Raw genomic sequence first — 26996 nt, 5'->3', positions numbered from 1 at the left:
GAAATACTAGCCTAACTTGGCTTTTAAATAACTGGCGCAGTCACTTGCTGACATAGGTTTAGCAAAGTAATAACCTTGACCATAATTACAATCCATTTGCTGCAATAATTCTGCGTCGGCTAAGTTTTCAATGCCTTCACCTACGGTTGCCATATGTAAATTAGTGGCCAAATCAATAATGGTTTTAATAATGGCTTGGTGGTTATCATGCTCATGGACATTATTAATAAACGAGCGATCTATTTTAAGTACATCAATAGGAAAACGATGCAAATAGCTTAAACTCGAATAGCCTGTACCAAAATCATCAAGCAATATTTTAACGCCCATTAACTTTAATGCCTGCATATTAGCTAAGACGATATCGGTGTTTTCTAATAACGCCCGCTCTGTTAACTCTATACGTAGGCTTTCAGGCTTTAAGCCAGTATTCTGTAATATTTTCGCAATATCATCAGGTAAGCTAGGACTAAAAAAGTGCTTACAAAATAAATTACAGCTCACATAAATAGCGCTATCGTTGAAGGCTTCTTGCCATTGTTTTATTTGCTGACAAGACTTTTCAATAATTTGTAAATCAATCGCTTGAATTAAATCTGTCTCTTCAGCTAGCGGAATAAAATCATTAGGGAAAACAAAGCCACGCTTGGTGCTTTGCCACCTAGCTAAGGCTTCAAAACCTTTTAACCCTTGATTATCAAGACGCAAGATAGGCTGGAAATAAGGCTGAAATTCTTGCCACTCTATCGCTTCACGAATATCTGCTTCTAAGCTCAGCGCATTTTGTACTTTTCTGTGCATGCTAGCATCAAAGACTTCATAACGACCTTTACCACTGTCTTTGGCATGGTACATGGCGGTATCGGCATCTCGCAGCATAAGATCGGCATTATCATAGCGATCATCACTAAATAATATGCCGATACTGGTGCCGGTGAACACCAGTTGGTTTTCTATAGTAAAAGGTTGCTGTAAAAATTCAGTAATGCGTTTAGCAATATCAAATGCTTCTTCTTTAGACTCTAAGTCTTCAATCAAGACGACAAATTCATCACCACCTAAGCGGGCAACCGTGTCTTTATCACGCACCATAGATTGCAATTCAGCCGCGATTATTTTTAACAGCATATCGCCGGCGTGATGGCCCAAACTATCATTGACCACTTTAAAGCGATCTAAATCGAGAAATAGCACCGCAAATTCAAACGCTGGTTTGCGCTTTTTACAGGCAATGGCATGATTAAGTAAATCAATAAATACGGTACGGTTGGGTAAGCCAGTTAAGCTGTCATGCGCTGCGGTATGCTTGAGTAACTTTTCAGCTTGTTTACGCTGACTGATCTCTTCTTCTAAAGCTAAGGTTCTTAGTTTAACCTGTTGCTCTAGTAGCTCATGGCTTTGTCTTTCAAATTCAGCTAATTCACGACGTTTAATGGCAGCCGATACGTGATTAGATACAAAGTTTAATAAATCAGCATCTTGTTGGTTATAGCTAACTTTTTCACTATAACTTTGAATCACCATAACCCCTAAAAGCTGACCTGAGTATATAAGAGGCACACCTAACCATGAATGGGTTGAATCTTGTGGTTTTGCCGTTTTACCTTGTTGATATAGCGCCAGCATTTCTTGATAAGAGAGCAGTAGACTTTGTTTACTACGCAACACTAATTCAGAATAGCCATTTGCTAGCTTTCTCGGCTTGAATTCATCGGCTAAATTTTCTGATTTTTCATCAACATAATAAGAAAAGTTAAGCATTTCATTTTCTTTATCATACTTAGCAATAAAGAAGTTAGTGGCGTTAATTAACTGACCAACAATATTATGGACATTAGCGTAGAACTCATTGATATCGAGCTCAATTTCATTGGTTAATTCTGAAATACGATAAAGTGATTCTTGCAATAACTCAGATTTTTCACGCTCCCTAATTTGCGCCATTAGCTCTTTAGTGCGCGAATTCACCGCATTTTGCAGTCGCTGCTGATCTTGTAAACGCACCATAGCACTCACGACATGCTGTGCCGCAAAGGTTAACATATGTAAATCTGGCTCAGTATAACGGATACTTTCCGAGTAACTTTGTACCGCTATCACCCCAATAACTTCATCATTGTGCAGTAAAGGTACACCTAACCAGTCAGTTCCGCGTGAACCAAACGACTTGGTTTTATAGTTATCACGTAATTGCTTTTCTAATGATGGCGTCACTAGTAGCGGTTGTTTCGACTCGATCACTAAGTTAGTAAAAGAGCCTTCAAATTCCTTAAAGTCGATAACCCCTTCTGGGCGTTCATCTTTTTCATCAACGTAATAAACGAACTCTAAGGTATCAAAGGTTTGATCGTACAAAACAATATACAAGTTTTCTGCCGTCATTAATGAGGCAATGGTACGATGTACTTGAGGATAAAAATTAATAAGCTGATCACATTCTTGCGATAGCTGATTTAGATGAAAAAGCGCGGTATATCTTGCTTGAAGCTCTTGGTTTTCTTGCTGTAACTGGGCAAATGCTTTAGCTAACTCTGTGACATCTTGTGGCTTACCGTTGCTATCATTACAACCAGTATCAGCTTGTTGAATCCCAGCTTTTGTCATAAAAATGCTTAATTGAAAATGAAAATTTAACTACTATCTTTGCATAATGACCGCTTATAGTGAAAAAATCCACTAATCCTGATAAAGATTAGTGGAATATACAGTATAACTGAACAGGGCCGCTTTATTGCTGCGCTTCTCTTTTTACTGCTTCTCTATACTCTTTGGCTTTGTGTTTATTGCCACAAATTGCCGCTTGTTGATCATCACGGTAGTAACGAATATCAATACAGTCATTTTGATAACGACGCTCTAATTCAGTGCGAATGATCGGCTGACCTTTGGCATTAATGATTTTTTTGTGCAGTGCCTGACACTGCTGAATTTGCTCTGAGGCTAAGGTAATGTCTTCACAGGTATTTTCTGAGCTTGAGCATGCGGCTAATACCGTCACTGAAAAAGCGGCTAAAAAGAATGGTTTTATCATTTGAGAGTTCACTTTCATGCAAGAATATCATTATTATTAATAACATCATTATACGCAAACCAACCTAAGATGCGAGTAATACCAATTGAATTAACTATTTAATCATTCAGCGAGAATTAAAAGGCTTATAGGCAAGGCATTGATTGCAGAGAATGGTTATTCAGGAGAATATGCTCCTGCATTCTCTAATAAGCTGCATCCATGCAGCGTCCTTGTCAAAATCAATAACGCAGCATATGAGCCTTTTAAACTCGCCCTTGGGAACTTGTCAGGAAGATGATAATTTCACAAATTTCTTGGCTGGAGAATGACTACAGCGGCATAAATTTGCTTTATTCTCACCTCCCTGACACAGCTCTGAACTGGTCAAATAGTTATTTCACTTGGTATAGGTGTTAAATACTGTATCTTTCGTTTTAAAATATATCTGCAACTTCTTGCTCTGTTAGCAATCTACTTTGCCCCTCAGGTAATAGTGGGTCAAGCTGCAACTGCCCTATCGCTTGACGATGCAAAGCAACAACAGGGTTGCGAAAACGACCAAACATACGCTTAATTTGATGATATTTGCCTTCAACTAATCTCACTTGAGCTTGGTACTCATTGATAATTTTAAGCTTGGCTGGTTTAGTGATGATATCTTCATAGGCAAAGTGCATTCCACCAGCAAAAGCACTAATATAATCAGCGGTTATTGGCTTAGCTAAGGTAACCAGATAACGCTTTTCTACTTTACTTTCAGGCAAGGTGAGCGCTTCAGACCAACGGCTATCATTAGTAAGTAACACTAAGCCTGAGGTATTTAAATCTAAACGGCCAACAATGTGTAAACTTGCTTTATCTTGGTGATCTAATAAATCAATCACGGTTTTATGTTGCTCGTCTTTGGTAGCACAAACAACACCAACAGGTTTATGCAACATAAGGTAAATTGCGGTATTTTGCTGCAAAATAATGTCATCAAGACTCACTACTGAAAACTTATCAATAATTTGCTCAATGCTAGTGGCAAGGTCACCATCCACTTTAACACGCTTTTGCGCAAGCAATAACCGCACTGATTTTTTATTATAATCAGTATGTTTAGCTAAAAAGCGGTCCAAGCGCGAACGACTAATTGACATAAGAATAGATAAAACAGGTGGCTCAAATTGGCGTAAGGGCATGCTTGGCAGCAATTTCATTAAGCACTTTTGTTAATTTCATCTGTAGTAAGCCAGCAACAAGTGGTGGTTTTTCTTGCATAAGCCCTGCCTCTTTGTCCGTTAATGCAACATAGTATTGCAGCGGCTCAGAGTCTAACACCGTTAAATAAAAAACATCATCACTTAAAAATGTTATTGCCGACGAACTTTCACTTTGTAACACCTGCACCTTGTCATTAAAGCTTATGGCACTTTCAATAAACAATTCAATCGATAAAATCGCCTCTTCATCACCAAACCAATTTGCAGTTAAGGCATGAAAATTCAGTTGCGCTTCAAGCTTATTTACTTGTGAGTGAATCTTGGCAAACTGTGCTCTCAGTTCATCGTTTGCTTTTAATCTAATGGGCAATTGCTCTGTCATCTTTTTACCCTTGTATCAAAAACGATAGCCAATTTGCATCATAAACTGCTGCCTATCACTAAAGGCAAAATTCGTTTCCGCAATAACCGCCCATTCTTCGGTAATGTTCCACTGTGCCCCCAGTAAATAATTCACAGGGGAGCTAGTATGCTGATCTATGACTACCGCTAAGTCAGTACTAGGTATTTTCACGTTGATCACTTGCTCTATATCTTGCTTCATCGCGCCAACCCAGATTTGCCCCTGAAAAATGCCCACAGCACCATTCCAACCTAATCTTGCTGAATACACGGTTTGCTGAGTCTTTTCTACGGCAATATTAATATCAGCCTCTGAATAGTTAACATCAAACATACCGAAAAAGTCACCGTAACCACCAGCAACTGTAGTGCCATAACCTAACACGGTACCGTTAAAGCTCAATGATGTTGGCACATCTGTCGCATTAACATGACAAGCCCCAGGTGCAGGACCTTTATAAGGTAAATTAATACTGGCACAGCGATTAGCATTTAAACCACTGCCAACGCCTGAAACAATAAGTAATGGTGTCGGTAAATCAAAATCAAAGTCTAGTTCTAACTCGGCCTTGCCTTCAGTACGACCAACTAAGCCGTAAATATTCCAAAAAGGTAAAATCCAAGCATCAAAGCGTAAATTAAAGGTGGTATCAGACACTTCTAAATTTTTTGCCGTGATACTGCCGTCAATAAAATCATTTATTTTGTCATCTTCTTTACCATCAAGCGCTAAGCCTATTTTTGATACGGTAAAAGGTTGCTTTTGCGTTAAACCAACAACAGAGATGCCAAAAGGCAAAGGCAATAGATAGCCTTCTTCGCGTGCTTCTTTACCCCATATAGGCAAAAAGTCTGACCAACGATTTCTTGGTGGCAAAGCTTTTTTATTGACCGGCTCATAACCGATACTCGATACCGAGTTTTGCCTTTGTTCTACCTGAACCTCATAGCTGTTATCTGTGCTTTTTTGTGATTGGCAATAAGCTTGGCATTGAGATAACTGCTTAGCATCTTGAGCAACCTCTTCTGTGCTTTGCTTAATTTGCTTAGTTTGCTGCGCTTGCTCATTTTGGGCTAATGCAGCAGCACTTTGTAATAACAATAAGACAGTGCTATATCTTACCAAGCCATTCATAAATTATCCTTTAAGCTTAGGAATTGTAAGTAATAGCAATAATATCAATAATAGCGAAATACAACTACAAGCTTTTGTTATTAAATAACTTACTAGGGGCTGTTAACCTGTGTTGATTATTGCCCGTAACTTTGCTGTTGAGCGAGATGATTAATATCCCCACCTTTTTCAGCCAGTAGTGTTAACAGTTCTTCTGGGGGGACAGGTTTACTAAACCAATAACCTTGAATTTCATCGCAATGCAGCAATGTTAAAAAATCAACATGGCTTAGCTCTTCAACACCTTCAGCAATCAATGATAAACCAAGACTTTTTCCTAACGAAACAATAGTTTTAACAATGGCTTTATCATCGTCATTATTGTGGCAATCGCGAATAAATGATTGGTCAATTTTTAATTTATCAATAGGAAAACGCTTCAAGTAAGATAATGACGAATAACCTGTTCCAAAGTCATCAATCGACATTTGCAAACCAAAAGACTTAAGCTTATTTAAAACCGCCAAGGTGTTGGCTTCGTTATGCATAAACACCCCTTCAGTGATCTCCAGCTCTAAATTAGCTGCTGGTAAACCCACTTGAGATAATACACTTTGTACTGTGTTGCAAAATTGTGGATGACTAAATTGTCTTGGCGAAACGTTAACCGCGACGATAATATCGTCATAACCCAATTCAACTAACTGTTTGGCAAACACACACGCCTGCTCTAATATCCACTGCCCTATGGGTACAATCAAACCAGACTGCTCAGCTAATGGAATAAACTCCGCCGGCGATACAATTGCGCCATCATGCTGCCACCTAACTAAGGTTTCAATACCCGTCACTCGCTTGCTGGCAAGTTCTAATTGCGGCTGAAACACTAAAAACAGCTCTTTATTGGCTAGTGCATGTCTTAGTTTATCGGTTAAATCATTATTTCGCTCTATACCTTCAATAAATGCTGGGTCATATATTGAGAAGTTCTCATGTTCACTTTGATTGGCTACGACCAATGCAAGGTGAGCACATTTAATTAATGTATTTCTATCATCACCATGAATAGGAAAACAGCTATAACCAAAATCAAGTTCAATAAAGAACTCACCACTTGCGGTGATAATAGGCTGTTCAGCCACAGCAGTTAAGGTCATGGTTAACTTTTGCAAAGCTAAGCTACTAATATTCTTAGCGCACAATAGCGCAAATTGTCCTTCAGCAACTTGATAAAAGCGTACCCCTGACGGCAGCGCATGGGCTAATATATCAGCCAGCTCGACCACTAATGTCGCTACCGACTCTCCGCCTAGGCTACTGACTTTGTTTTCATAATCACGAATAGCCAATACACCTAAAGAAAACTTATCCCCTTTGCTTATCATGCCATCAATATCTTGGTTAAATTTATATTGATTGGGTAAGTTAGTTTCTTGATTGTAAAAAGCTAAATGATTTACTTTTTCTTCTGCCAGCTTGCCTTCGGTAATATCTTTAATATGAATATCATAAGCATCTATCTCTTCATGCCAATAGATACTAATTTGCAAAATCCGCGCTTTAATACTTTGCTCAATCACTAAGGTATGATCTTGCTGCTGACTCACGGCTTGCCTTAACGATAAAAAATTACTTGGCAATAAATGCTCTGTATCATCTTTATGGTAACCTACGCGCACTAACAGTTTGCCACAAGCTGGGTTGGCAAAAACTACCTCACCTAAATTGTTAACGCTTAAGATGGGATTAGGGTTTTGTTGTGAGAATAAAGCTAACCGAGTATTCTTTGCCTGCGTTAAAATGTACTGACGGATATGCCATGAGACCACACCAGCAATCAAAACAATCGCAACACCATAACTTAACACCAACCAATGAGATCTCGCCATTTGCGTTAAGGTAGCACTATGACCTTCTGCCACGGTTTGTTGCGTTTGTTGTTCAATTGACTTTAATGTCGGCAATAACTGAATACGAATAGCTGATACTTGACTCAAGATTTCGCGCATATCATCCCAATTATCTTCATTTAACTGCATCGCCTGATAAAACTCTGCAAAGAGCCGTTCAATAGTTTGCTGACCTTTAGCGATAATTTTCGCTTCTTCTTTAAAGCGCGGCTGCGCTAAAATGGCAGCAAAGTGCATATTAAACACTTGCTTTATCTGTTGAGATGATTGTAAAAATACCTCATTTTCTTGTGAGCGATAATACTCGTAAATAATGCGTTCTTGCTCACTTAAATCGGCAATCAATTCACTAATGCTGATCAAAATAGGAATACGATGTTCAACTAAGTCAATGGCATTAGATTTTACTTTAGCGCTGGAGTGATAAACGATAAAAGATAAGGCAAGCCCCATTACAATAGCGATGGCGGCTAACAAAGATGCGCGTAATAAATAAGGTGTGGTGATAGACTTCATGGCTTTATAATTGTTCCCTTTCTTTAAATGGACACGCATAACCTACAAAAAATTACATGGATAAATTAACTCCATGAAAAGAGTAAAGTTGTTAGGCTAATTAATTGCAAACTTTTAACTAAATAAATTTACATTTTATAAGCGCTATACTATTGATATAGTTACTTTAACAGGAAATCGAAATGACAGAAGTACCTTCGCCCTGCGTTAGAAATTGTTGCTTAAACGAAAGCGACATTTGTTTAGGCTGTTTTCGTAGTTTAGACGAAATTATCGCCTGGGGTAGTGCGTCTATAGCCGATAAACAAGCAACTTTAGCTGCCGCAAACGCGAGAAAAATAGCGCACCAAGCTACGCGAGCTTCTTTCAACAAAAAACATAGATAATTCCCCTCATCTGATAAGATTACCAGCAATAAACATAGAGAGCATAACACTGTGATAGACGTAATAATTTTAGCCTTGGCTTTAAGCATGGATGCCTTTGCCGTGGCAATTGGCCTAGGCTCAAAACGCCTTAAACAAACCTCCTCCCTCGCTATAATTACCGGGATTTATTTCGGTATTTTCCAAGGTGCTATGCCACTTGTCGGCTATTTAGCTGGCAAAGGCTTACTCGGCTGGCTGAGCCATTATACTCCTTGGGTTGCCTTTATTTTGTTAACACTCATTGGCGCGAAAATGATCTATGAATCAATGACCACAGGGATAGAGCAAGACATCACCAAAATTAGCCATAAAATTATGCTGATGCTAGCCATCGCCACCAGCGTGGATGCCATGGCGGCAGGTTTTTCTCTTAATTTATTAACCGTTAATGTTTTTATTGCTGCTGCTATTATTGCTTTTACCACCTTTAGCGCCAGTGCTATTGGGGTATTTATAGGCGCAAAAAGTGGCACTTGGCTAGAGCATAAAGCTGAGCTACTCGGCGGTATTGTCTTAATAGTCATTGGCCTAAAATTACTATTAATAAGTAGTTAACCTGATCTCGGCTTAATAAATAGCTCTCTAGCAGCAACTTTAACTTATTTCGGCGTTAAATTTACTTGCAATAGGCTGGCTATTGACGCGAAATTTGCCTTGAATTAATTGCTCAAGCTAACCCCGGTTGACCTTTGTTGCTATTTAAACAAAGATAAACACACTAGTATCAACTACTGCAATTAATGTACATGACGCTTAAGATAAGCTTAATCAGATAAAACACTAAGGAGAGAAATCATGCCACATCATGAAAAGCTCAACTATGTTGAGTTTCCAGCAAAAGATTTAAACGCCACTAAACAATTCTTTAAGCATGCTTTTGGCTGGAACTTTGTTGATTACGGCCCAGAATATACTGCATTTTCCGAGCAAGGCCTTGATGGTGGTTTTTATCAAGCTGAGTTATCGTCAACGACAGCCAATGGCTCGGCTTTATTAGTGTTACTTAGTAATAATTTAGAAACCAGCTTAGAAAAAGTAAAATTAGCCGGTGGTGAAATCTGCCAAGAGATTTTTTCATTTCCCGGCGGACGACGCTTTCATTTTATCGAACCAAGCGGTAATGAAATGGCGGTGTGGTCAAAAAGCTAGAAAGATAACGATAAATAACGAAAAGCAGCTGAGACAGCTGCTTTTGTTAAATTCACTTATCAGTGACCATATTGCTATTAGTGACTAAATTAGTGGCTATGTTGCTTACTAATATTATCCCCTTGGCTATTATAAAAACCAGTGGCCTTATGCTCAACAAAGCCCTGATTGATCATCTTAGCTAGAAAGGGATCATTTTCATTGTCACCAATATCGGCATAATCTGTAGCGCGGTAATCACTTAACTTAGCAATATAATCAGCAATATGCTTTTTATTTACCTGATAATTCACTAATTGCCATTGGGCAACTTTTTCATCACCACGAAATACTTGGTAAGAAGTCACTAAAGACCATTTTGGCAACCAAGTTAATTGATAGCTATAGTCACCTTGAGTTAAAGCACGTTGCTGACTTTGCTCGCAGCCGGTTCCTGTTTCTTTTACCACAACCATATTATTAATGAAGTCGCTATTAAGTAGTTGGTACTTACTTTGCCAAGAAATCTTACTGCTTAGCTCATCAGCCTGATATTCAATCACCCGTTGATTATCAGGAAAAAACCGATTCAACATTAAGCGATTATTGGCTGTTTTAGTCCACCAATCGCCATAATGACTGTCAGGGTACATATGCACCACCTGATTATTATAACGATGCAAAACAAGCTGCTGCTTGTTAAAGCTCTGGCCTTTATCATGAGCATGCTCATGTGTATGGCTATCATGCCTTGTATGTGAATCTGCTACTCGCTGGCTAATCTCATAATTTGCGCTTAAGTACAGTTTATCATTTGCACAACTTTGTGCCTGTGCACTACTAGCAAGCAAGGCGCTACCTAGAGTGAATGCTAATGTCATTAAGTTTTTCATAATTCTTCCACAAAAAGCGGTATATCCATCCTTTTGATATACCGTAAACCCTACTAATTTAACCTAGCTTCAGCTTTTGTTGTTAATGCCGCAGCGTGGTTAATGATATGGAAAATAAGGCTTTGCTCATTGGTTCCTGTCACTAAATGACTGCCTGGACCCATGGCATAAACACCAACATCTTCACCGGCATGCGTTTCAGAACTTCTTGGTACGAGTGCTTCTTGGTGGAAACCAGGCGCGGTAGTATCAATCGCGCTTAAGTCTTGACGAGTCGATACAATCTCATGGTCATAACCAACATCAGCATCGGTTTCCGCACCTAAGTTCTTAAAACCACGACCATTGGTATAACCTAAGGTGGTATACGGTAGGTTATCTTTCGCAAGCGTCGGTTCAGTACTACCAACACCAACCACTTTACCTAAGATAGGATTACCACGCTTAGGGTAGCCAGCAATGGTAAATACATGGCTATGATCAGCAGTAACGATAATAAGCGTCTCCTCTGGATTAGTGCTATCAACCGCCGCTTGTACCGCTTTAGCAAATTCAACCGTATCAGTTAAGGCGTTATAAGCACTGCCAGCGTGATGACCATGGTCAATACGTCCTGATTCAACCGTTAAGAAAAAGCCTTGCTCGTTATTATCAAGCACATCAATGGCTTTTGCTGTCATTTCACTTAAGCTTGGCTCACCAGCTAAATCATTGTGGCGATCAGCTTCATAGTGCATATGTGACTCATTGAATAAACCAAAAACACGCTCAGCGTTATCAGCATTAATAGCGTTAAAGCTTGCTTTATCAATTACATAGTTACCCATAGGGTAGCTTGCTTGCCATTCAGCCGTTAAATCTCGACCATCAGTACGGTCACCTTCAACACTACTTGAAGCGTCAGCACTGTTAAAGGCGGCATCTTTTGGTAAGAAATGACGACGACCGCCCCCCATAACCACTTCAATACCATCAACATCAACACCGGCAAAGCGTGCTTCTAGGTTAGCTTCAAAGTTAACTAATTGAGAGGCAATGTCTTCACAGCCTTGAGTCACTGCTTCAGCTGGCATATCTGAGATATCTTCCCAGTTTCTATCGGCTGATTTTGCGTACGTTGCCGCAGGTGTTGCATGGGTAATACGTGCTGTTGAAATAACACCAGTAGACTTACCAGCAAGTTCGGCAAGCTCTAGCGCACTCAACATTTCATTACCGGCAACGCTGGCACAATTACCACGCTCAACCGCTTCGGCAACACCTAAAACGCCGATATCTGTTTTTACCCCAGAAACAATTGCCGTCATAGTACCAGCTGAATCTGGCGTTTGTGCATCAACGTTATAAGTTTTTGAAAAGCCTGAATACGGAAATTTATCAAAACTTAATTGATACTCTTCACCGCTGCCACCTAATTGTTGACCCGCTAAAATACGAGCCGCGGTAACGGTAGAAATACCCATACCATCACCAACAAACAAGATAACATTCTTGGCTTTACCTGCGGCATTAACAATGGCATCACTGTTAGTGACTGCTTTTGCCATTTCTTTTTGTCCAGCATCAAACCAAGCATTGGTTACCGTAGCATTCACCCCTGCACCACTTGCTTGGGTTAACGTAGGAGAACAAACATACTCGCTGCTAGCCACTTCATCGCTTTCTAATGTGCCATTGCTATTGGCATCAATGCCAGAATCAATACGAACACCTGAGTTTAAGCAGTTTTCATTACCCACAGGTACAAAGGTTTGCTTCACTAAACTGGTTAAACCATTACTACCATTTGCGCCATCAATACCATTATCACCGTCATCACCAGTACAACCAGCTAAGGCAACAACCACAGATAAAGAGATTAAATTTAATTTTTTCATGAGGTACTCCTAGTTGTTAGCCATTAAGCCAAGTGATTTATTGATAATATGGAAAATAACACTTTGCTCGATAACACCTTGGCTTAAGTGCGCGCCAGGGCCAGAAGCATGTAAAGCAACATCTTCACCCGCATGTGTTTCTGAGCTGGTTGGGATCAATGCTTCTTGGTGATAGCCTGAAGATTGGGTATCTACTTGGCTTAAATCTTGACGACCAACAACAGGATCATCGTTATAAGTTGCATCAGCATTAGTTTCATCACCTAAATTACGGTAACCGCGACCATTGGTGTAACCTAAGGTGGTATATGGCATATCATCACTTGCTAGTGTTGGCTCAGTTTCACCAACGGCAACCACTTTACCTAAAATTGGGTTACCACGTTTAGGGTAGCCAGCAATAGTAAATACATGACTGTGATCAGCAGTGACTAAAATTAAAGTTTCTTCTGGATCGGTATTATCAACCGCCGCTTGAATTGCTTTAGCAAACTCAACCGTATCTGTTAAGGCGTTAAAAGCGCTACCAGCATGATGACCATGGTCAACACGACCTGACTCAACCACTAACATAAAACCTTTGTCGTTATTATCTAATACATCAATCGCTTTGGTGGTGATCTGAGTAAGCGAAGGCTCACCCGCAATATCATTTGCTCTATCCGCTTCATATTGCATATGCGATTCATTAAATAAGCCAAACACCTTGCTCGTGCTACTTGCATCTAAAGCATCAAAACCAGCTTGGTCCATCACGTATTGACCTTCAGGGTATTGCGTTTGCCACTCAGTCACTAAGTTACGACCATCAGTACGGTCACCTTCAACTGAGCTTGCTGCATCAGCACTATTGGCTGCTTCATCTTTTGGTAGGAAATGACGACGACCACCGCCCATGGCAACTTCAATACCATCAACATCAACACCAGGGAATCGTGCTTCTAAGTTTTTCTCAAAGTTAATCAATTGCGAAGCGATATCTTCACAGCCTTGAGTAACCGCTTCTTCTGGCATGTCAGAAACATCTTCCCAGTTTCTATCGGCTGATTTTGCATAGGCCGCTGCTGGTGTTGCGTGCGTAATACGCGCTGTTGATACCACACCTGTGGCCAAACCTTTAATTTCAGCTAACTCTAATGCGGTAACTAATTCATTGCCAGCAACTGAGTTACAGTTACCACGTTCAGCTTTTTCGCTAACACCCAGCACACCGATATCTGTTTTAACACCCGACATCATAGCCGTCATGGTACCGGCTGAATCTGGTGTTTGCGCATCAACGTTATAGGTTTTAACCTGTGCAGAATAAGGGAACATTTCAAAGCTTAAGTAACCTTCTTCCCCTGAGTTTCCTTTCATTTGACCATCTAAGATACGGGCAGCAGTTAAGGTTGAAACCCCCATACCATCGCCAACAAATAAGATGACATTTTTTGCCTTGCTCTTATTCACTTGCTTAGTTTTATTGGTCACGGTTTGCTGTGCATTGCTAAACCACTGGTTATCTGTTTGCACTTTCGGCAATACTGCAGACGCAGCCACCGAAGAGAACAAAAGCGTTGATAATGCTGAAGCTGTAACCCAAGGTGAGTTCATAGCGCTTTCCTCTATTGATTATTGTTAAATTTATATATTTTTAATGTACATTTCTTAGCCAACAGAAGAATTAGAACCATCTGTAAACTAAGGATTTTTTAGGCAGGAAAATGCTAAAAACTCTTGATGACAAAAAGATTTAACAAGTATGACCAGTTGATGAAAGATTTATAGCAAAAAGATGACAATCACTGTCATAGTCTCAATATTCACAAACGAACAAATCCGAACATGAGTTATTTAAAAGCGAACAAACGATAGGGATAGATAAGGCGCAAAAGCACACAAACCGTTGATAAATAGCATCTTTTACTTTTGGCACGGTAATTTCATTGTGAAGCGATAAGTCTCACAACTTAGTCATTACAATGAAAATAGAATTAGCTCCCAACAGAAACCTGAAAAAAATCTTTGCCCTGAGTGCTTTTGTATTACTGCTTGGTTATGCAGGCTATGCGGTTAGCTCAAAAGCCAACAAAGCGATACCTTTATCGCAACTTAGCTTTGAACAAGTAAAACAAAGTGATTTAGATATTTACACCAATGCCTATGGCGAATTTGCTTCTGCTAAAGAAAGGCTTTTAACCGCTCCAGCCCAAGGAAAAGTGGCAGAAATACTAATACGCCCTGGTACTAAGGTGACTGAAGATACCGTTATTTTGCAACTGGTTAACCCGAGATTAGAGCAAGAAGTTAATGCCGCAAAAGGCGAGCTTGCCCAACAGCTTGCGCAATTAGAAGCCTTTAAATATGAGCAGCAAAATGATCGCTTAAACTACCAAGGCAGAATTGCCGACATTGAAGCAGAAATAGAGCGAGCACAATTAGAACTATCAGTGAATGAAGATTTATTAACCTTAGGTGTTTCTTCAAAAATTGAGCTAAAACGCGCCAAGTTATCAGTAAAACAAGAAACCAAAAAGCTTGATTTTGAAAAGAAAAAGTTTGCTCAGTTTACTGAAATGCAAAGCTTTCAATTAACGCAACGCAATATCACCATTGAGCAACAACAAGCTCAAGTTGCCCTATTAGAGCAGCAGCTAGATGACATGAAAGTTAGAGCTGGCATCAGTGGCTCATTGCAAGAATTAGATATTGAATTAGGTCAAAGTGTACAGTTAGGGCAGTCATTAGCCAAAGTAGGTAGTGATAAAGAGTTAATCGCCCGCATTCGCTTACCACAAAACCAAGCAGATCAAATAGATATCAATGCCCCTGTGATTATCGATACACAAAAAGGTTATGTAAAAGCTCATATCAGCCGCATTGAATCTGTGGTAACTAACGGCACAGTGTTAGCCGAAGCCGTTTTAGATGAAGCCTTAACATCAAATGCTCGCCCAGCGTTATCAATATCAGCTCAAGTATTTGTTAAACATCAACAAGCAGCAACACATATTCAACAAGTTCCCGGATTAAGACCCCGCAGTAAACAAGCGGTATTTATTCGTAACAAGCAAAATGAACTTGTACAAAGACAAGTCACCTTTGGCGACTTATCCAATGACCAATTATTAATTCAAGCAGGGCTGAATACGGGTGAAGAGATTGTTAGCTCAGATATCAGTAATTATCTTGCTTATCAAACATTAACAGTGGTTGAGTAAATAAACACTTAACCTTTACTATATACCTATAACAACGCAAAGGATGACCCGATGAAAAACGTCGTTACCATGAACAATATTCATAAACGCTATGATGGCCAACAAATAGAAACCCATGCTTTGCAAGGTGTTTCTTTAGAAATAAATCAAGGTGAATTTGTTGCCATTACCGGCCCGTCAGGTTGCGGTAAATCAACGCTACTGTCGATTATGGGCTTAATGGATAGCGCCAGTGAAGGTGAATATCAACTGGCTAATATCACTACATCGGGCTTAAAGGTTGATCAACGCACACAAATTCGTAATGAACATATTGGTTATGTTTTTCAATCATTTAACCTAATTGATAACTTAACCGTGTTTGAAAATGTTGCCCTGCCACTAGAACACAGAGGTTGTAAAAAAGCAGAAATAAAGCAACGTGTTGAAGAGGCATTAACTCACGTTGATATGCTACATCGCCAGCACTACCGCCCTAACCAGCTATCGGGTGGTCAACAACAACGTATCGCTATAGCTAGAGCCTTAGTAGGCAAGCCTGATCTTATATTAGTGGATGAGCCAACAGGTAACCTTGATAGTAAAAATGGTGACCAAGTCATGTCTTTACTTGAGCAGTTAAACAAAGAAGGTTCAACCATAGTCATGGTAACGCACGATAGCCGTTACTCCCGTTGTGCTAGTCGCCAAATTCAACTGCTTGATGGTCAAATCGTTGCAGAAGTTAATACTGACAAGCAAGAGAAGCTAGAAGGTGCAGCATGAGTTTATTTAACAAAGCACTAAGCCAAGGGGTTGCCCGTATTTTTGCCTTACCTAGGTTAAGTATTCCGCTGATTTTAACCTTAGGCCTTACTTTAGGGGCTGTGTTAAGTGTTATCGCCATTTCATCAAGCCTACTGATGAAGCCATTACAAGGAGTACCTAACGAAGCAAACTTACAAACCTTTGAATATCGTTTTAAAATGTCTGACACCTTAAGTGTTTCCTACTGGAACATGAACCGTTTAGTCGCCTTTAGTGAACGCTTTAAAGATTTAGGCGAATGGGCAGGTATTACACCTTCAGAGCAAGATGTGGTTATTAATAATACCACCTTTGCTACCACACGTTACGATGCTTCCAGCAATATTTTATCTATTCTAGGCAGCCGCTTAATTCACGGTGATGATGTCACTATCGCCTCACCTGAAAAATATGTTTGGATTTCACAGAGTCTTTGGCAACAAGCCTACGGCGGCGCTAAATCTGCCATTGGCAAGCAGTTAACCATAGCAAATCAAAACTTTATTATTGCGGGTGTTATTGAAGATGTAATGGCAGTAAAAAGTAATCAAGCATTGCTGCCACAGCAAGTATGGTTTATCGCTAACCTTGAGCAAGTACAGCAGCAAACCGATAATGTTGGCGCTATTCGTAATGAGATTGATTTTCTTATTTTAAAATCTGCTAATGGCCAAGCAAGGCTACCAACTTTAGAACAAGCCAATGAATGGCTGACCGATTACGTCAGTAGCAACCTTTCTGGCGATCAAGTACAAATGTTTTTGGACTTTTTAAATAGTACAGACAAAGTTGCTATTGGCAGTAACTATCGCAGTAACTTGCTTGGTGAAACTGAAACCATGATCATCGCGCTTTTCTTTGCGGTAATTGGTTTATTGCTAATGGCAAGTTTAAACCTACTGAATCTATTTATCGCCCATTACCAAGGCCGCACTAAAGAATTTGCAATTCAAATTAGTTTAGGCTCTAGCTTAAACAAAATGCGCTTACTGGTGCTGTTAGAAAACTTACCTAGCTTTATTTTAGCGGCTATTACCGGCTTACTTGTTGCAGGCTGGGCACTGAAAAGTTTACCGCTTATCGCAGGCGATAGTTTACCTATGATAGATACTATCAGTATCAATACCACAACCCTTGTTGCCTCGATTGTGATCATTTTACTGTTAAATATTTTATTTAGTGCTTTAGCCTTAGTAGATATAAATAAGCAAGCACTTGCTAACAATTTAAACAGTAGTGGTAAAGGTATTCAAGCACAAAGCAATCAATGGCTTAGCCGTATGTTGATGGTTATTCAACTATCAATAGCATCTGTTTTGTTAACCGCTTCAGTCATGGTAGCAATGCAAAGCTATCAAGCAGTATACCGAGATCTAGGTTATGACATAGGCAATAGTTATAATATTTCTTTGTCTATTACCGATGATAAATATATTGAGCAACTTAATGATTTTGACTCATACCAAGCAAGTGAAACTAATCAGTTATTAAAAGACTTAAGCGCAATGGTTGAAGCCACTGTTGCCGATAGCAAGGTTGTAGTGCCAGATTACGGGCCAATTTCTGCGTCACTGCAAGTGAATGCTTTTAGCAATAGTAATAACGGCGGCCAGCGGGTAGTGCACCAAGTGAGAAGTTTAAGTGCGACACTATTCTCCAACTTTAATATTCCTTTTTTAGCTGGTAGCAACTTAACCCAAGCTCAAATTGATAATGATGAAGACAGAGTGGTGATTGATGCCAATATGGCAAAGTTGCTGTACCCTAACTTGAGCTTAGACGAAGTGATTGGCAAAACTATTGCTGTTAGCCCTAACCCTGAAACACCTCCAGTTATCATCAATGGGGTTGTTGCCAATACAATTAGCCAAACGGGTACCTCAAACCCATTAACCTTGCCAGCATTATATTCACACCGTATTCGTATTGGTGGCAATGTGCAGTTAACTGTGATGATGCCTCAGGGTAAAACACTGACAGAAGCCATGTTAGCTGATGAGTTAAAGCGCCAATTTCCACGCTTAACTAACTTGCAAGTAAGCTCATTACAAGAAATTTGGGGCATACAAACCTTAAATCAACGAGTGAGTTTATGGGTAGTATTAACCATGACAGCACTGACGCTATTTTTAGCGGCTATTGGTGTTGCCGGTTTAACGCAAATGACCACCAATCATAGAAAATATGAACTGGCAGTGCGCATGGCAACGGGCGCTAAACAATCACGCCTGGTTAATTTCATCCTAAAAGATGCCTTAACCATGCTGATATTAGGTTTAGGCTTAGGCTTTATTGTCGCGGTTTTCACCTACCAAAATTTAAGCCAAACCTTAACTATGCTGCCTGATTTTAACTGGTCGGCCATGATGGCTTTAGACAGTGCACTTATTGCCATCGTTATTCTCTCTGTCATAATGCCTGCATGGCGAGTTATTCGTAGTGATCCTATGAAGGCATTACGACAAGAATAGCGTTTCAGGTTTAACCTTAAGGGGTTATTTGCTTAACCCCATATATGCAACAAAAAGGGATATGGGTTACTCATCTCCCTTTCTGTATTTTTACGAGATACCCAATTATGTCCAATGCCACTATATTAATCGCCGATGACGATGAGGATATTCGCTTAGCGCTTAATTTACTGCTTAGCAGCGAAGGCTACCAAACGGTTGAAGCCAGTAATAGCAAAGAAATTACCATCACTGCCAATAACCAAAAGCCTGATCTTATCTTACTTGATATGAACTTTAGCCGAGATACCACCAGTGGTCAGGAAGGTTTAGCGATTCTAGAGCAGCTTGCGCCACTTAACATTCCTATCATTTTGATGACTGCCTGGGGCTCTATTGAGCTTGCGGTACAAGGCTTGCGACAAGGAGCGGTAGACTTTATTGAAAAGCCATGGAACAAACTCAAGTTACTCAACAGCATTAAACAACAACTTAATAGCGCTACATTAAATCAGCAAAACCAAGGCTATAGGCAATTACTGTCAACCGAGCACAGTAAACCTTGGTTAGCTCAAGCCAAAAGCATGCAGGCCATTGAAGCGATTGTTGAACAAATTGCACCAACCGATGCCAACGTGTTAATACTCGGTGAAAATGGTACGGGTAAGTCATTACTGGCCGAGCGCATTCATCAGTTATCGCAACGTAAACATGCACCACTGATTTCTGTCAATATGGCCGCTATTCCGGATAATTTATTTGAAAGTGAATTATTTGGTCACCAAAAAGGCGCCTTTACCGACGCCAAACAAAACCGTGTTGGTCGCTTTCAGCTTGCCGATAAAGGTACGCTATTTTTTGATGAAATCGGCTCTCTGCCGCTTTCTTTACAACCTAAATTACTACGTGTTTTAGAAACAGGTCAGTACGAGGTGTTAGGTTCAAGTCAAACACAAACCGCCAATGTCCGTTTAATTAGTGCCACCAATGCAGACCTAAACAACTTAGTGCAAGAACAAGCCTTTCGCCAAGATTTACTGTACCGCTTAAATACCATGGTGATCACTCTACCACCGCTTAGGGAACGCCTTGAAGATATTGAGCCACTGGCAAACAGCTTCATTGACAAGTTTTCAGCCAAATACCAAAAAACCGCGGCTAAGCTGAGTGAAAGTGCGATAAAGCAACTAAAACAACACCAGTGGCCCGGCAATATTCGAGAATTAAGCCATGTCATTGAACGCGCGGTATTACTCACATCTAGTGATGAAATCAGCCCGCAAGCATTACTTATTGAAAGCAATCAAAATCAAGTCAATGCCGTGACCTTACAACCATTAGAGGTTGCTGAACAACAACTGATTGAAAAAGCCATGTCGGTATGTAATGGTCAAGTCAGTGAGGCAGCAAAAATTCTTGAAATATCAAGGAATGCTTTATATCGCCGCTTAGAAAAGTTCAATATCAGTTATGAGTCGTAAGTTATGAGTGACGCCCGCAAAGGCATAATACAGCGTATTTCTAGCAAATTAAGTCATGAGCAATGGCTTATTCTTGCCTTGACTAGCCTAGTTATTATCATACTTAGCCTTAGCGGCGCATTACTTTATACCTTAAACTGGAGTAAGCTAGCCATTGCCACTTCAGTATTTTTTCTTTGTTACCCGCTTATTTGGTGTGCTTGGCGCAGTTATCACTTTTGGCGAGACACCATAATGCAGCTCACCACGTACACACAAATACTTGGTGAAGGAGAAACTAACTTACGCTTTAAGCCGCAGCATCAAGATAACTTACTGGCAGAGTTACAACGAGAAATAGCACAATTAGCCAGCTCTCATAGTGCTAAACAAAACCAAGCACAAACCATGGAAAGCTTACTCAGCCATATTCTTGATTCCTGGCCAATTCCCGTGTGTTTATTTGATGAAAACAACCTATTGCGCTATCGCAATTCAGCCATGAAAGAGCATATGCAACAACCTATGCTGCTTGGCACTAGCGCCACAGATTTAGGTTTTCAACTGACTAATGATAAATTAAGCCATACTCACTTTGCCCATCAGTGGCAATGTCAAAGTATTAGTTACTTATTTCAAGGCAAGCGCTGCCATATATTTTCAGCTTTAAATATTTCCAAGCCTTTAAATCAACAGCAAAGCACCACGCAAGCCAACTTAATTCGCGTACTAGCCCATGAGCTGAGAAATTCATTAACTCCCATGGCCTCTATGGCAGATACGTTATTAAGTACACAAAACTATAACCAACAACAAATAGAGCTAGTATTAAATAGAATACAACAACGCAGTAACCGCTTACTTAGCTTTATTGAGCAGTACAGCCAACTTAGTCAACTACCAACACCTAAATGCACTTGGTTCAACTTCAGCGACCTTATCGAAGAAGCCAAGGCGATGACCTTAGATAAGTGCCAAGTAAACATTCAAGGAAATAACCAATGTTATGGTGATAACCAACAATTGGCCCAGATATTTATTAATCTTTTTAAAAATGCTCAAGAAGCCTGCACGCAAGATACCTGTATTATCGATGTCAGTATTTATTATCAAAACAATGAACAAGTCATTGAAGTGACTGATAATGGCCCAGGCTTTGCCAACTTAGATAATGCACTTACGCCCTTTTACACCACCAAAAGCCAAGGCTCAGGCATTGGCTTATCTCTTTGTGCTGAAATTACCCGTAATCACGGGGGGGAACTTAGCCTAGTTAACTTAGCTGATAGCGGAGCACGAATTACCATGACTTGGCCGATAGACAGCCATGCTAAGCCTTAATACTAAATTAAGCGATAAAAAGTAAATTACTTGTAATAAAAATTCTTAATTAACGACTATAGACAGTAACTAGTAATTCGTTATGAAGGTATTAACATGAAAATAATCATCAGACTTATCTTAATCGCAACCATTGCCATAGCCAATTATATTGGTTTTATCAGCCAGAATTGGACGCTAGCTATCGGCATTAGTGCATTATGTTGCCTAGGGATTTTAGCTACATTGAAACCACGAAAAAGCTGTAAAATAGACAAAGCCTCAACCTCAGTGATAGCAGCCAGTGCTAGTACTACATTTTTTGGAGATGGTAATTGATATAAAAGTTATTGAATACACTTCTTTTTAGCCATGACTTTAGCAGTCAAACTACAAAAGAAATTCAATATGCTAAGCTAGTCAAAACTCAAGTAAATTATACCTGCATCAATCACCTATCAGCGGTGGTTTAATCACGAAATATTTATTTAACAATTTCACAAGCGTAAGCATGAAGCCAAACTTCTGCTTGGTATGACGACGAGAAAAAAACACAACCGTATCTGTTTCAGGGGAAGTATAGAGACACTGGTCTATTCGCCCAGACTTATACAGGTCCCCATCATCAAAAACAGCATCCCATTGATATAAAGCCTAATACTTAGTAACAATTAAATAGTAGCAGTTTTATTACGATAGCCATATGTTATCGGCTCTACCTAGTAAATATAACAATGTGAAGCGCATGCGATATCAAAGGTGTAATACAAAAGCCACATGCAACGCTTAACCCAAGCTTAAGGACAACAATGGTAACTCAACACAAAAAATTAGAAACACTTGGTTTTATCTTGGTATTGCTAATGGTACTACTGCAAGGGTTCTATGGTATCTTTGCTTATATTGAGCCTGCTAACTTCGCCGACATCAGAGGCACAGCCTTGATATCAGAAAGTGACCAAGACTGGGTAAAAATATATGGTTCACGCACGATATTCATCACCTCTATATTAGCTTATCTGCTTTATAGCCGAAATTTTGTCATATTAATGTGGTGCGCGCTACTAGGCATAGTAATGCCAGTATCAGATGCACTACTGGCATACAACGCAGAGGCAGCAACTAAAGTGATAATCAAACATTTAGCTACCATTATTTATCTATTACTAACCTATTTCGTCTTAAGGCGAATAAACAGCCAAATAAAGTCAAAACATCAATGAAGTTAGATAAAGTTACCGATAAAGCAGAAATAAAAAAGTACATAACATTACTTTATAGCGAACTCTTTGGTGCTTCATCAATACCTACTGATGAAGCATTCGAACAAATATTCGCTCAATTAGATAATCCAAATAATCCACATGAAGCCTATACCTTAGTTGATGGCTCAACAGTGATCGCCTTTTTTACTTTAGTAGAATCCTTTGCCATTTTTGCCCAGGGAAAATACGGTATAATCAATGAGCTATGGGTTAATCAGGCTTATAGGTCACAAGGTGTTGGCCAAAAGGTTATCAGTGAGATTTGTAACATAGCGCGTCAGCGCCACTGGCAAAGAGTAGACGTTTCCGCGCCAGCAGATGCTAAATGGGATCGTACCTTCAGCTTTTACCAGAAAAATGGCTTTACCTTTACGGGTAGAAAATTAAAAATATCTCCCTAATATTAGGTACTTGCGCAAATGCACCTCATTTACATGGGTTAAGCATGATAATAATCCGAGAATTTCAACCGGGCGATGAAGCAAGCCTAAGAGCACTCTTTTATCAGACAGTTAGGCATATTAATCGTAACGATTATTCGCAAGCGCAAGTAGAAGCTTGGGCACCTGACGAATATGATGATAAGCAATGGTCTGCGCGTATTCGTGCCTTAAAGCCCTTTATTGCCACCATAGACAATAACCTTGCTGGTTATGCTGACCTACAAGATGATGGTTATATCGATCATTTCTTTTGCCATAAAGACTACCAAGGCATGGGCGTAGGTAAAAGCTTAATGCAGCAGATAGTTAATTCAGCCAAGGCACGCAAGATAACCAGACTGCATGCGCAGGTTAGCATCACAGCAAAACCATTTTTCCAGCACTTTGGTTTTCAGCAGATAAAAGCCCAACAAGTTGAAATTCGCGGGCAAGTATTAACAAACTATGTCATGGGAAGGCTGATTTAACTGGCGTATTAACAACTGACTTGCAATCACGCTTTTGTCGAAAACTTTATACTATGTCTGACTTATCTTCCCGTATTAAAATTTGATTGTGTTACATCAACTCCCCTAAAAGCCCCCCGCTCCTCCAAGCTATAGATTAAAAACAGCGGGAATTGAAGATAAACTCATAATCGCTTTTCATCCCAACTGGATATATCTTGATTAAATGTAACTGCACCAGAAAACATTTCTTGCATATTGATTACAGAGCTTATATCCCAATTACCAATATCTTGATTGAAATTTCTTGCACTTTTAAACATATAAGCCATGTTGGTTACTGAGCTGACATTCCAACTGGAGATATCTTGATTGAATTTATCTGCATTAGAAAACATTTCCTGCATATTGGTTACAGAACTTACATCCCAACCACCAATATCTTGATTGAACTCATCCGCACTTGCAAACATCAGTTTCATATTCGTTACTGAACCCACATTCCATGTAGCAATATCTTGGTTAAATTTTTTAGCATGAGAAAAAGCAGCCTGCATATTAATTACTGAGCTAACATTCCAAGCACTAATATCTTGATTGAAATTCCTTGCATTTATAAACATATATGCAATGTTTGTGACTGAACTTACATCCCAAGCGCTAATATCTTGGTTAAACTTGAAAGCATGAGAAAACATCCCTTTCATATCTGTGACCGAACTCACATCCCAAGAACCAATATCCCGATTAAAATCTCTGAGGCTACTAAAAAGTTCGACCATATTAGTTACTGAGCTAACATTCCATGCACCGATATCTTGATTAAATTTAGAAGCGTAAGCAAATAACTCTTGCATGTTTATTACTGAACTAACGTCCCAACTTCCAATCTTTTGATTAAACTCTAGCGCATAATAAAACATTCTTTTCATATTGGTCACTGAGCTAACATCCCAAGTGCTAATATCTTGATTGAATGTACGAGCGTTATCGAACATCTGCTGCATATTTGTTACTGAGCTAACATCCCAAGCGCTAATATCTTGGTTGAATGTACGGGCATTACTAAACATCTGCTGCATATTAGTCACTGAACTAACGTCCCAAGCGCTGATATCTTGGTTAAATGCACTAGCGCCATCGAACATCTGCTGCATATTTGTTACCGAGCTAACATCCCAAGCATTTATATCAAGATTAAATAACTTTGCATCATTAAACGCTTTCTCCATATTCGTTACAGCGGATAAATTCGGCGAATCTATTGCTTGGCTAGTCAAATTGCCACATCCAGCAAAAGCCTGCTCAAAAGATAACCAAACTCCATCTCCCCACTGTTTAATAGTCAGTAACTTATTGCTATCAGATGATTGGGAATACTCAAAATATGTTTGAGGAAAAGATCCACTAATACTTACTTTATATATGCCTGGTTTAGCATAGCTATGAGTATAATCGCCAGTTAAATTATGACTTGAACTACCATCACCCCAATCAACACTATAGTCGTAAGAAGAAAACTTTGGATTAGTAGTAATAGTGATTTGATGATCAGAGCTTCCCCCCTCATTATCTGTTTTCCAGGTAGTTATAAATGGTCTTTCTTTTAGTAGGCTTATTACAGCAACAAAGAATAGAGAAATAATAGAGATGAACAATACTGCTTTGAACAGTTTTAAATAAAAAATTGACGATAGGTAAAACAATTGAGATGACTTCATTAAACATCCTTGAATAATGGTTTCTAAAATAAATAAAAGCTTTTACATAAAATACAGTTCTAAATTCATTAATTGAGTATTAAATACGTATACCCAATAACTGATGCTCACAATTCAAATAAAAACAGCGAATCAACCTCTGCTTAAATGCAGGTTAAATATCTTTAGATGCAAATGACAGAACTATTGAAGTCTACTAAATACACCTGTTCATTCATACCGATTTGTCAGGTGAAGCTATTTTTTTCATCGATACTACAAAAATCGAGCATAAATCATAGCGTAAAAATACTCACATCAATATTCATCATGCCTTGTATACCAAGGACTGTAGCCAGCATCAGGTAAAAGTCAGGAAAAAGTCATGGATAAATCATGTATTCGACCTTCATTGCACTATATTCCTCTGACATACAACTCATAACAAGGTCGAATACATGCAAAACAAAACATTTCCACTATTAAAATCACTCTGCTTTTCTGCGTTTTTATTATCGCTGACAACTGCATGGCAAGTGAATAGCGCTGAGCCGAAATTGCCTTTATCCATAATTTATGGCGGCATAGAAAACAATAAAAAAACCCTATTTATGACTGATGAAAAAGGAATTAGGCAAGTCAAGGTGGGGAATTCGCCGGACATCTTAGCGATTGGTTACCCGTCAGTTTCACCTAACGGTAAACACATTGCTTTTTATGGTAAGTACGATAAATATAAAACTTGGTCTATTCATACCGCAGATATCAATGGCAAAAACATAAAACGTTTAACTCATGTTAAGCATGTATGGGACAGCGCGCCTACTTGGTCTCCTGATGGTAAAAGCATTGTCTTTGCTAGAGAATATACAGCTGAAGATGGCACACCTCAGGAAGAAATGTGGTTAATGAACCCCGATGGTTCTAACAAGCATAAAATCCCGCACTTACAAGGGCGCTCACCTGAATTTATGCCTGATGGACGACTGCTATTTCAAACCATCGCAGGGCCGAGTCAAATCGCTATTGCTAATATTGACGGAAGCAACATAATCCAGCTTACTAACGATAAAACTAAGAGTATATCGCCAAAAATATCGCCAGACGGTAAACAAATTGCGTACGTTGCCAATCGAGATGGCAACCAAGAAGTGTACATTATGGATATTGATGGCACTAACAATAAGCGACTGACCAAAAACTCGATTGCTGATTGGGGGCCAGTGTGGTCTTTAGATGGCTCAAAGGTATTATTTTCATCACAAAATGTTCATGGTTTTTATGATATTTATAAAGTGAACAAGGATGGTTCAAACATTGAAAAAGTGCTTAAAAATGGCTCTCAAGCGAGAAGTTTATTTCACGTTAATAGTGAGCATTTGGAGCAACAAGTTAAACAAAATACTGCTGTGTTAATCAAACAGTAACGCCGTTTTA

23 protein-coding genes are annotated in these 26996 nt (G+C 39.4%); 13 read left to right on the top strand and 10 right to left on the bottom strand.

The features are described from left to right. Positions 1-6: 6 nt before the first annotated feature. The 6 genes from EMK97_RS14940 to EMK97_RS14915 form a co-directional block, all read right to left on the bottom strand. Positions 7-2604, bottom strand: a complete 2598-nt coding sequence (locus EMK97_RS14940; RefSeq protein WP_130603537.1) for a sensor domain-containing diguanylate cyclase — start codon at positions 2602-2604, stop codon at positions 7-9. Positions 2605-2728: 124 nt separating this feature from the next. Next, entirely contained in the window at positions 2729-3049 is a 321-nt protein-coding gene (locus EMK97_RS14935) for a hypothetical protein (RefSeq protein WP_246028805.1), read from the bottom strand. 398 nt (positions 3050-3447) lie between these two features. Beyond that, positions 3448-4155, bottom strand: a complete 708-nt coding sequence (locus EMK97_RS14930; RefSeq protein ID WP_130604505.1) for a pseudouridine synthase — start codon at positions 4153-4155, stop codon at positions 3448-3450. Positions 4156-4177: 22 nt separating this feature from the next. Next, on the bottom strand, positions 4178-4600 hold the full coding sequence (locus EMK97_RS14925; RefSeq protein ID WP_130603535.1) for a hypothetical protein: 423 nt from the start codon (positions 4598-4600) through the stop codon (positions 4178-4180). A 15-nt stretch (positions 4601-4615) separates the two neighbouring features. Beyond that, the gene (locus EMK97_RS14920) at positions 4616-5755 is read right to left on the bottom strand and encodes a hypothetical protein (protein WP_130603533.1); all 1140 of its coding nucleotides are present in this window, start codon (positions 5753-5755) and stop codon (positions 4616-4618) included. Between the two features lie 116 nt (positions 5756-5871). Next, positions 5872-8160, bottom strand: a complete 2289-nt coding sequence (locus EMK97_RS14915; RefSeq protein WP_170176777.1) for a putative bifunctional diguanylate cyclase/phosphodiesterase — start codon at positions 8158-8160, stop codon at positions 5872-5874. Positions 8161-8342: 182 nt separating this feature from the next. Here EMK97_RS14915 and EMK97_RS14910 point away from each other — a divergent pair, with 182 nt between their 5' ends. The 3 genes from EMK97_RS14910 to EMK97_RS14900 all read left to right on the top strand — a co-directional run bounded on the left by EMK97_RS14910 (position 8343) and on the right by EMK97_RS14900 (position 9737). Next, positions 8343-8546 (top strand): DUF1289 domain-containing protein, encoded by a 204-nt coding sequence (locus EMK97_RS14910; RefSeq protein WP_130603529.1) that lies wholly within the window; start codon positions 8343-8345, stop codon positions 8544-8546. Positions 8547-8597: 51 nt separating this feature from the next. Continuing rightward, the gene (locus EMK97_RS14905; protein ID WP_130603527.1) at positions 8598-9143 is read left to right on the top strand and encodes a manganese efflux pump MntP; all 546 of its coding nucleotides are present in this window, start codon (positions 8598-8600) and stop codon (positions 9141-9143) included. A 240-nt stretch (positions 9144-9383) separates the two neighbouring features. Then, positions 9384-9737 carry a VOC family protein gene (locus tag EMK97_RS14900; protein ID WP_130603525.1) on the top strand — a complete coding sequence of 118 codons (354 nt, stop codon included), beginning with the start codon at positions 9384-9386 and terminating at the stop codon, positions 9735-9737. Positions 9738-9826: 89 nt separating this feature from the next. Here the strand turns inward: EMK97_RS14900 and EMK97_RS14895 are convergent, their stop codons facing one another. The 3 genes from EMK97_RS14895 to EMK97_RS14885 are packed head-to-tail and all read right to left on the bottom strand — an operon-like array spanning position 9827 to position 14082. Next, positions 9827-10609: a hypothetical protein gene (locus EMK97_RS14895; protein WP_130603523.1), complete on the bottom strand. Its 783-nt coding sequence runs from the start codon at positions 10607-10609 to the stop codon at positions 9827-9829. 53 nt (positions 10610-10662) lie between these two features. Further along, a complete protein-coding gene (locus EMK97_RS14890) occupies positions 10663-12486 on the bottom strand; it encodes an alkaline phosphatase family protein (protein ID WP_130603521.1) in 1824 nt (607 codons plus the stop codon). Positions 12487-12495: 9 nt separating this feature from the next. Further along, on the bottom strand, positions 12496-14082 hold the full coding sequence (locus EMK97_RS14885; RefSeq protein ID WP_130603519.1) for an alkaline phosphatase: 1587 nt from the start codon (positions 14080-14082) through the stop codon (positions 12496-12498). Between the two features lie 368 nt (positions 14083-14450). Here EMK97_RS14885 and EMK97_RS14880 point away from each other — a divergent pair, with 368 nt between their 5' ends. From EMK97_RS14880 to EMK97_RS14840, 9 genes are all read left to right on the top strand, one after another. Then, positions 14451-15689, top strand: a complete 1239-nt coding sequence (locus tag EMK97_RS14880) for an efflux RND transporter periplasmic adaptor subunit (RefSeq protein ID WP_130603517.1) — start codon at positions 14451-14453, stop codon at positions 15687-15689. Positions 15690-15740: 51 nt separating this feature from the next. Further along, on the top strand, positions 15741-16454 hold the full coding sequence (locus tag EMK97_RS14875) for an ABC transporter ATP-binding protein (RefSeq protein ID WP_130603515.1): 714 nt from the start codon (positions 15741-15743) through the stop codon (positions 16452-16454). Next, positions 16451-18946, top strand: a complete 2496-nt coding sequence (locus EMK97_RS14870) for an ABC transporter permease (protein WP_130603513.1) — start codon at positions 16451-16453, stop codon at positions 18944-18946. The genes EMK97_RS14875 and EMK97_RS14870 overlap by 4 nt, the downstream gene beginning before the upstream one ends. 107 nt (positions 18947-19053) lie before the next feature. Next, a complete protein-coding gene (locus EMK97_RS14865) occupies positions 19054-20406 on the top strand; it encodes a sigma-54-dependent transcriptional regulator (protein ID WP_130603511.1) in 1353 nt (450 codons plus the stop codon). Positions 20407-20409: 3 nt separating this feature from the next. After that, positions 20410-21726: a sensor histidine kinase gene (locus EMK97_RS14860; protein ID WP_130603509.1), complete on the top strand. Its 1317-nt coding sequence runs from the start codon at positions 20410-20412 to the stop codon at positions 21724-21726. A gap of 96 nt (positions 21727-21822) precedes the next feature. Continuing rightward, positions 21823-22044, top strand: coding sequence for a hypothetical protein (locus tag EMK97_RS14855; RefSeq protein ID WP_130603507.1), 222 nt, complete (start codon positions 21823-21825; stop codon positions 22042-22044). A gap of 470 nt (positions 22045-22514) precedes the next feature. Further along, positions 22515-22928 (top strand): DUF4267 domain-containing protein, encoded by a 414-nt coding sequence (locus EMK97_RS14850; protein ID WP_130603506.1) that lies wholly within the window; start codon positions 22515-22517, stop codon positions 22926-22928. After that, positions 22925-23371, top strand: a complete 447-nt coding sequence (locus EMK97_RS14845; RefSeq protein WP_130603504.1) for a GNAT family N-acetyltransferase — start codon at positions 22925-22927, stop codon at positions 23369-23371. Before EMK97_RS14850 ends, EMK97_RS14845 begins: the two co-directional genes overlap by 4 nt. A gap of 44 nt (positions 23372-23415) precedes the next feature. After that, complete coding sequence (locus tag EMK97_RS14840; protein ID WP_130603502.1) at positions 23416-23880, top strand: GNAT family N-acetyltransferase; 465 nt, start codon at positions 23416-23418, stop codon at positions 23878-23880. Positions 23881-24044: 164 nt separating this feature from the next. Here the strand turns inward: EMK97_RS14840 and EMK97_RS14835 are convergent, their stop codons facing one another. After that, positions 24045-25580: a BspA family leucine-rich repeat surface protein gene (locus EMK97_RS14835; RefSeq protein ID WP_130603500.1), complete on the bottom strand. Its 1536-nt coding sequence runs from the start codon at positions 25578-25580 to the stop codon at positions 24045-24047. Positions 25581-26017: 437 nt separating this feature from the next. On the opposite strand from EMK97_RS14835, the gene EMK97_RS14830 reads away from it, so the two are divergent. After that, on the top strand, positions 26018-26986 hold the full coding sequence (locus tag EMK97_RS14830; protein WP_130603498.1) for a TolB family protein: 969 nt from the start codon (positions 26018-26020) through the stop codon (positions 26984-26986). Positions 26987-26996: the final 10 nt, after the last annotated feature.

It is taken from the genome of Litorilituus sediminis (genome assembly GCF_004295665.1).
Classification (GTDB): domain Bacteria; phylum Pseudomonadota; class Gammaproteobacteria; order Enterobacterales; family Alteromonadaceae; genus Colwellia; species Colwellia sediminis.
The sequence above is the reverse complement of the archived record's forward strand: the minus strand, read 5'-3'. Positions and strand labels throughout refer to the sequence as shown.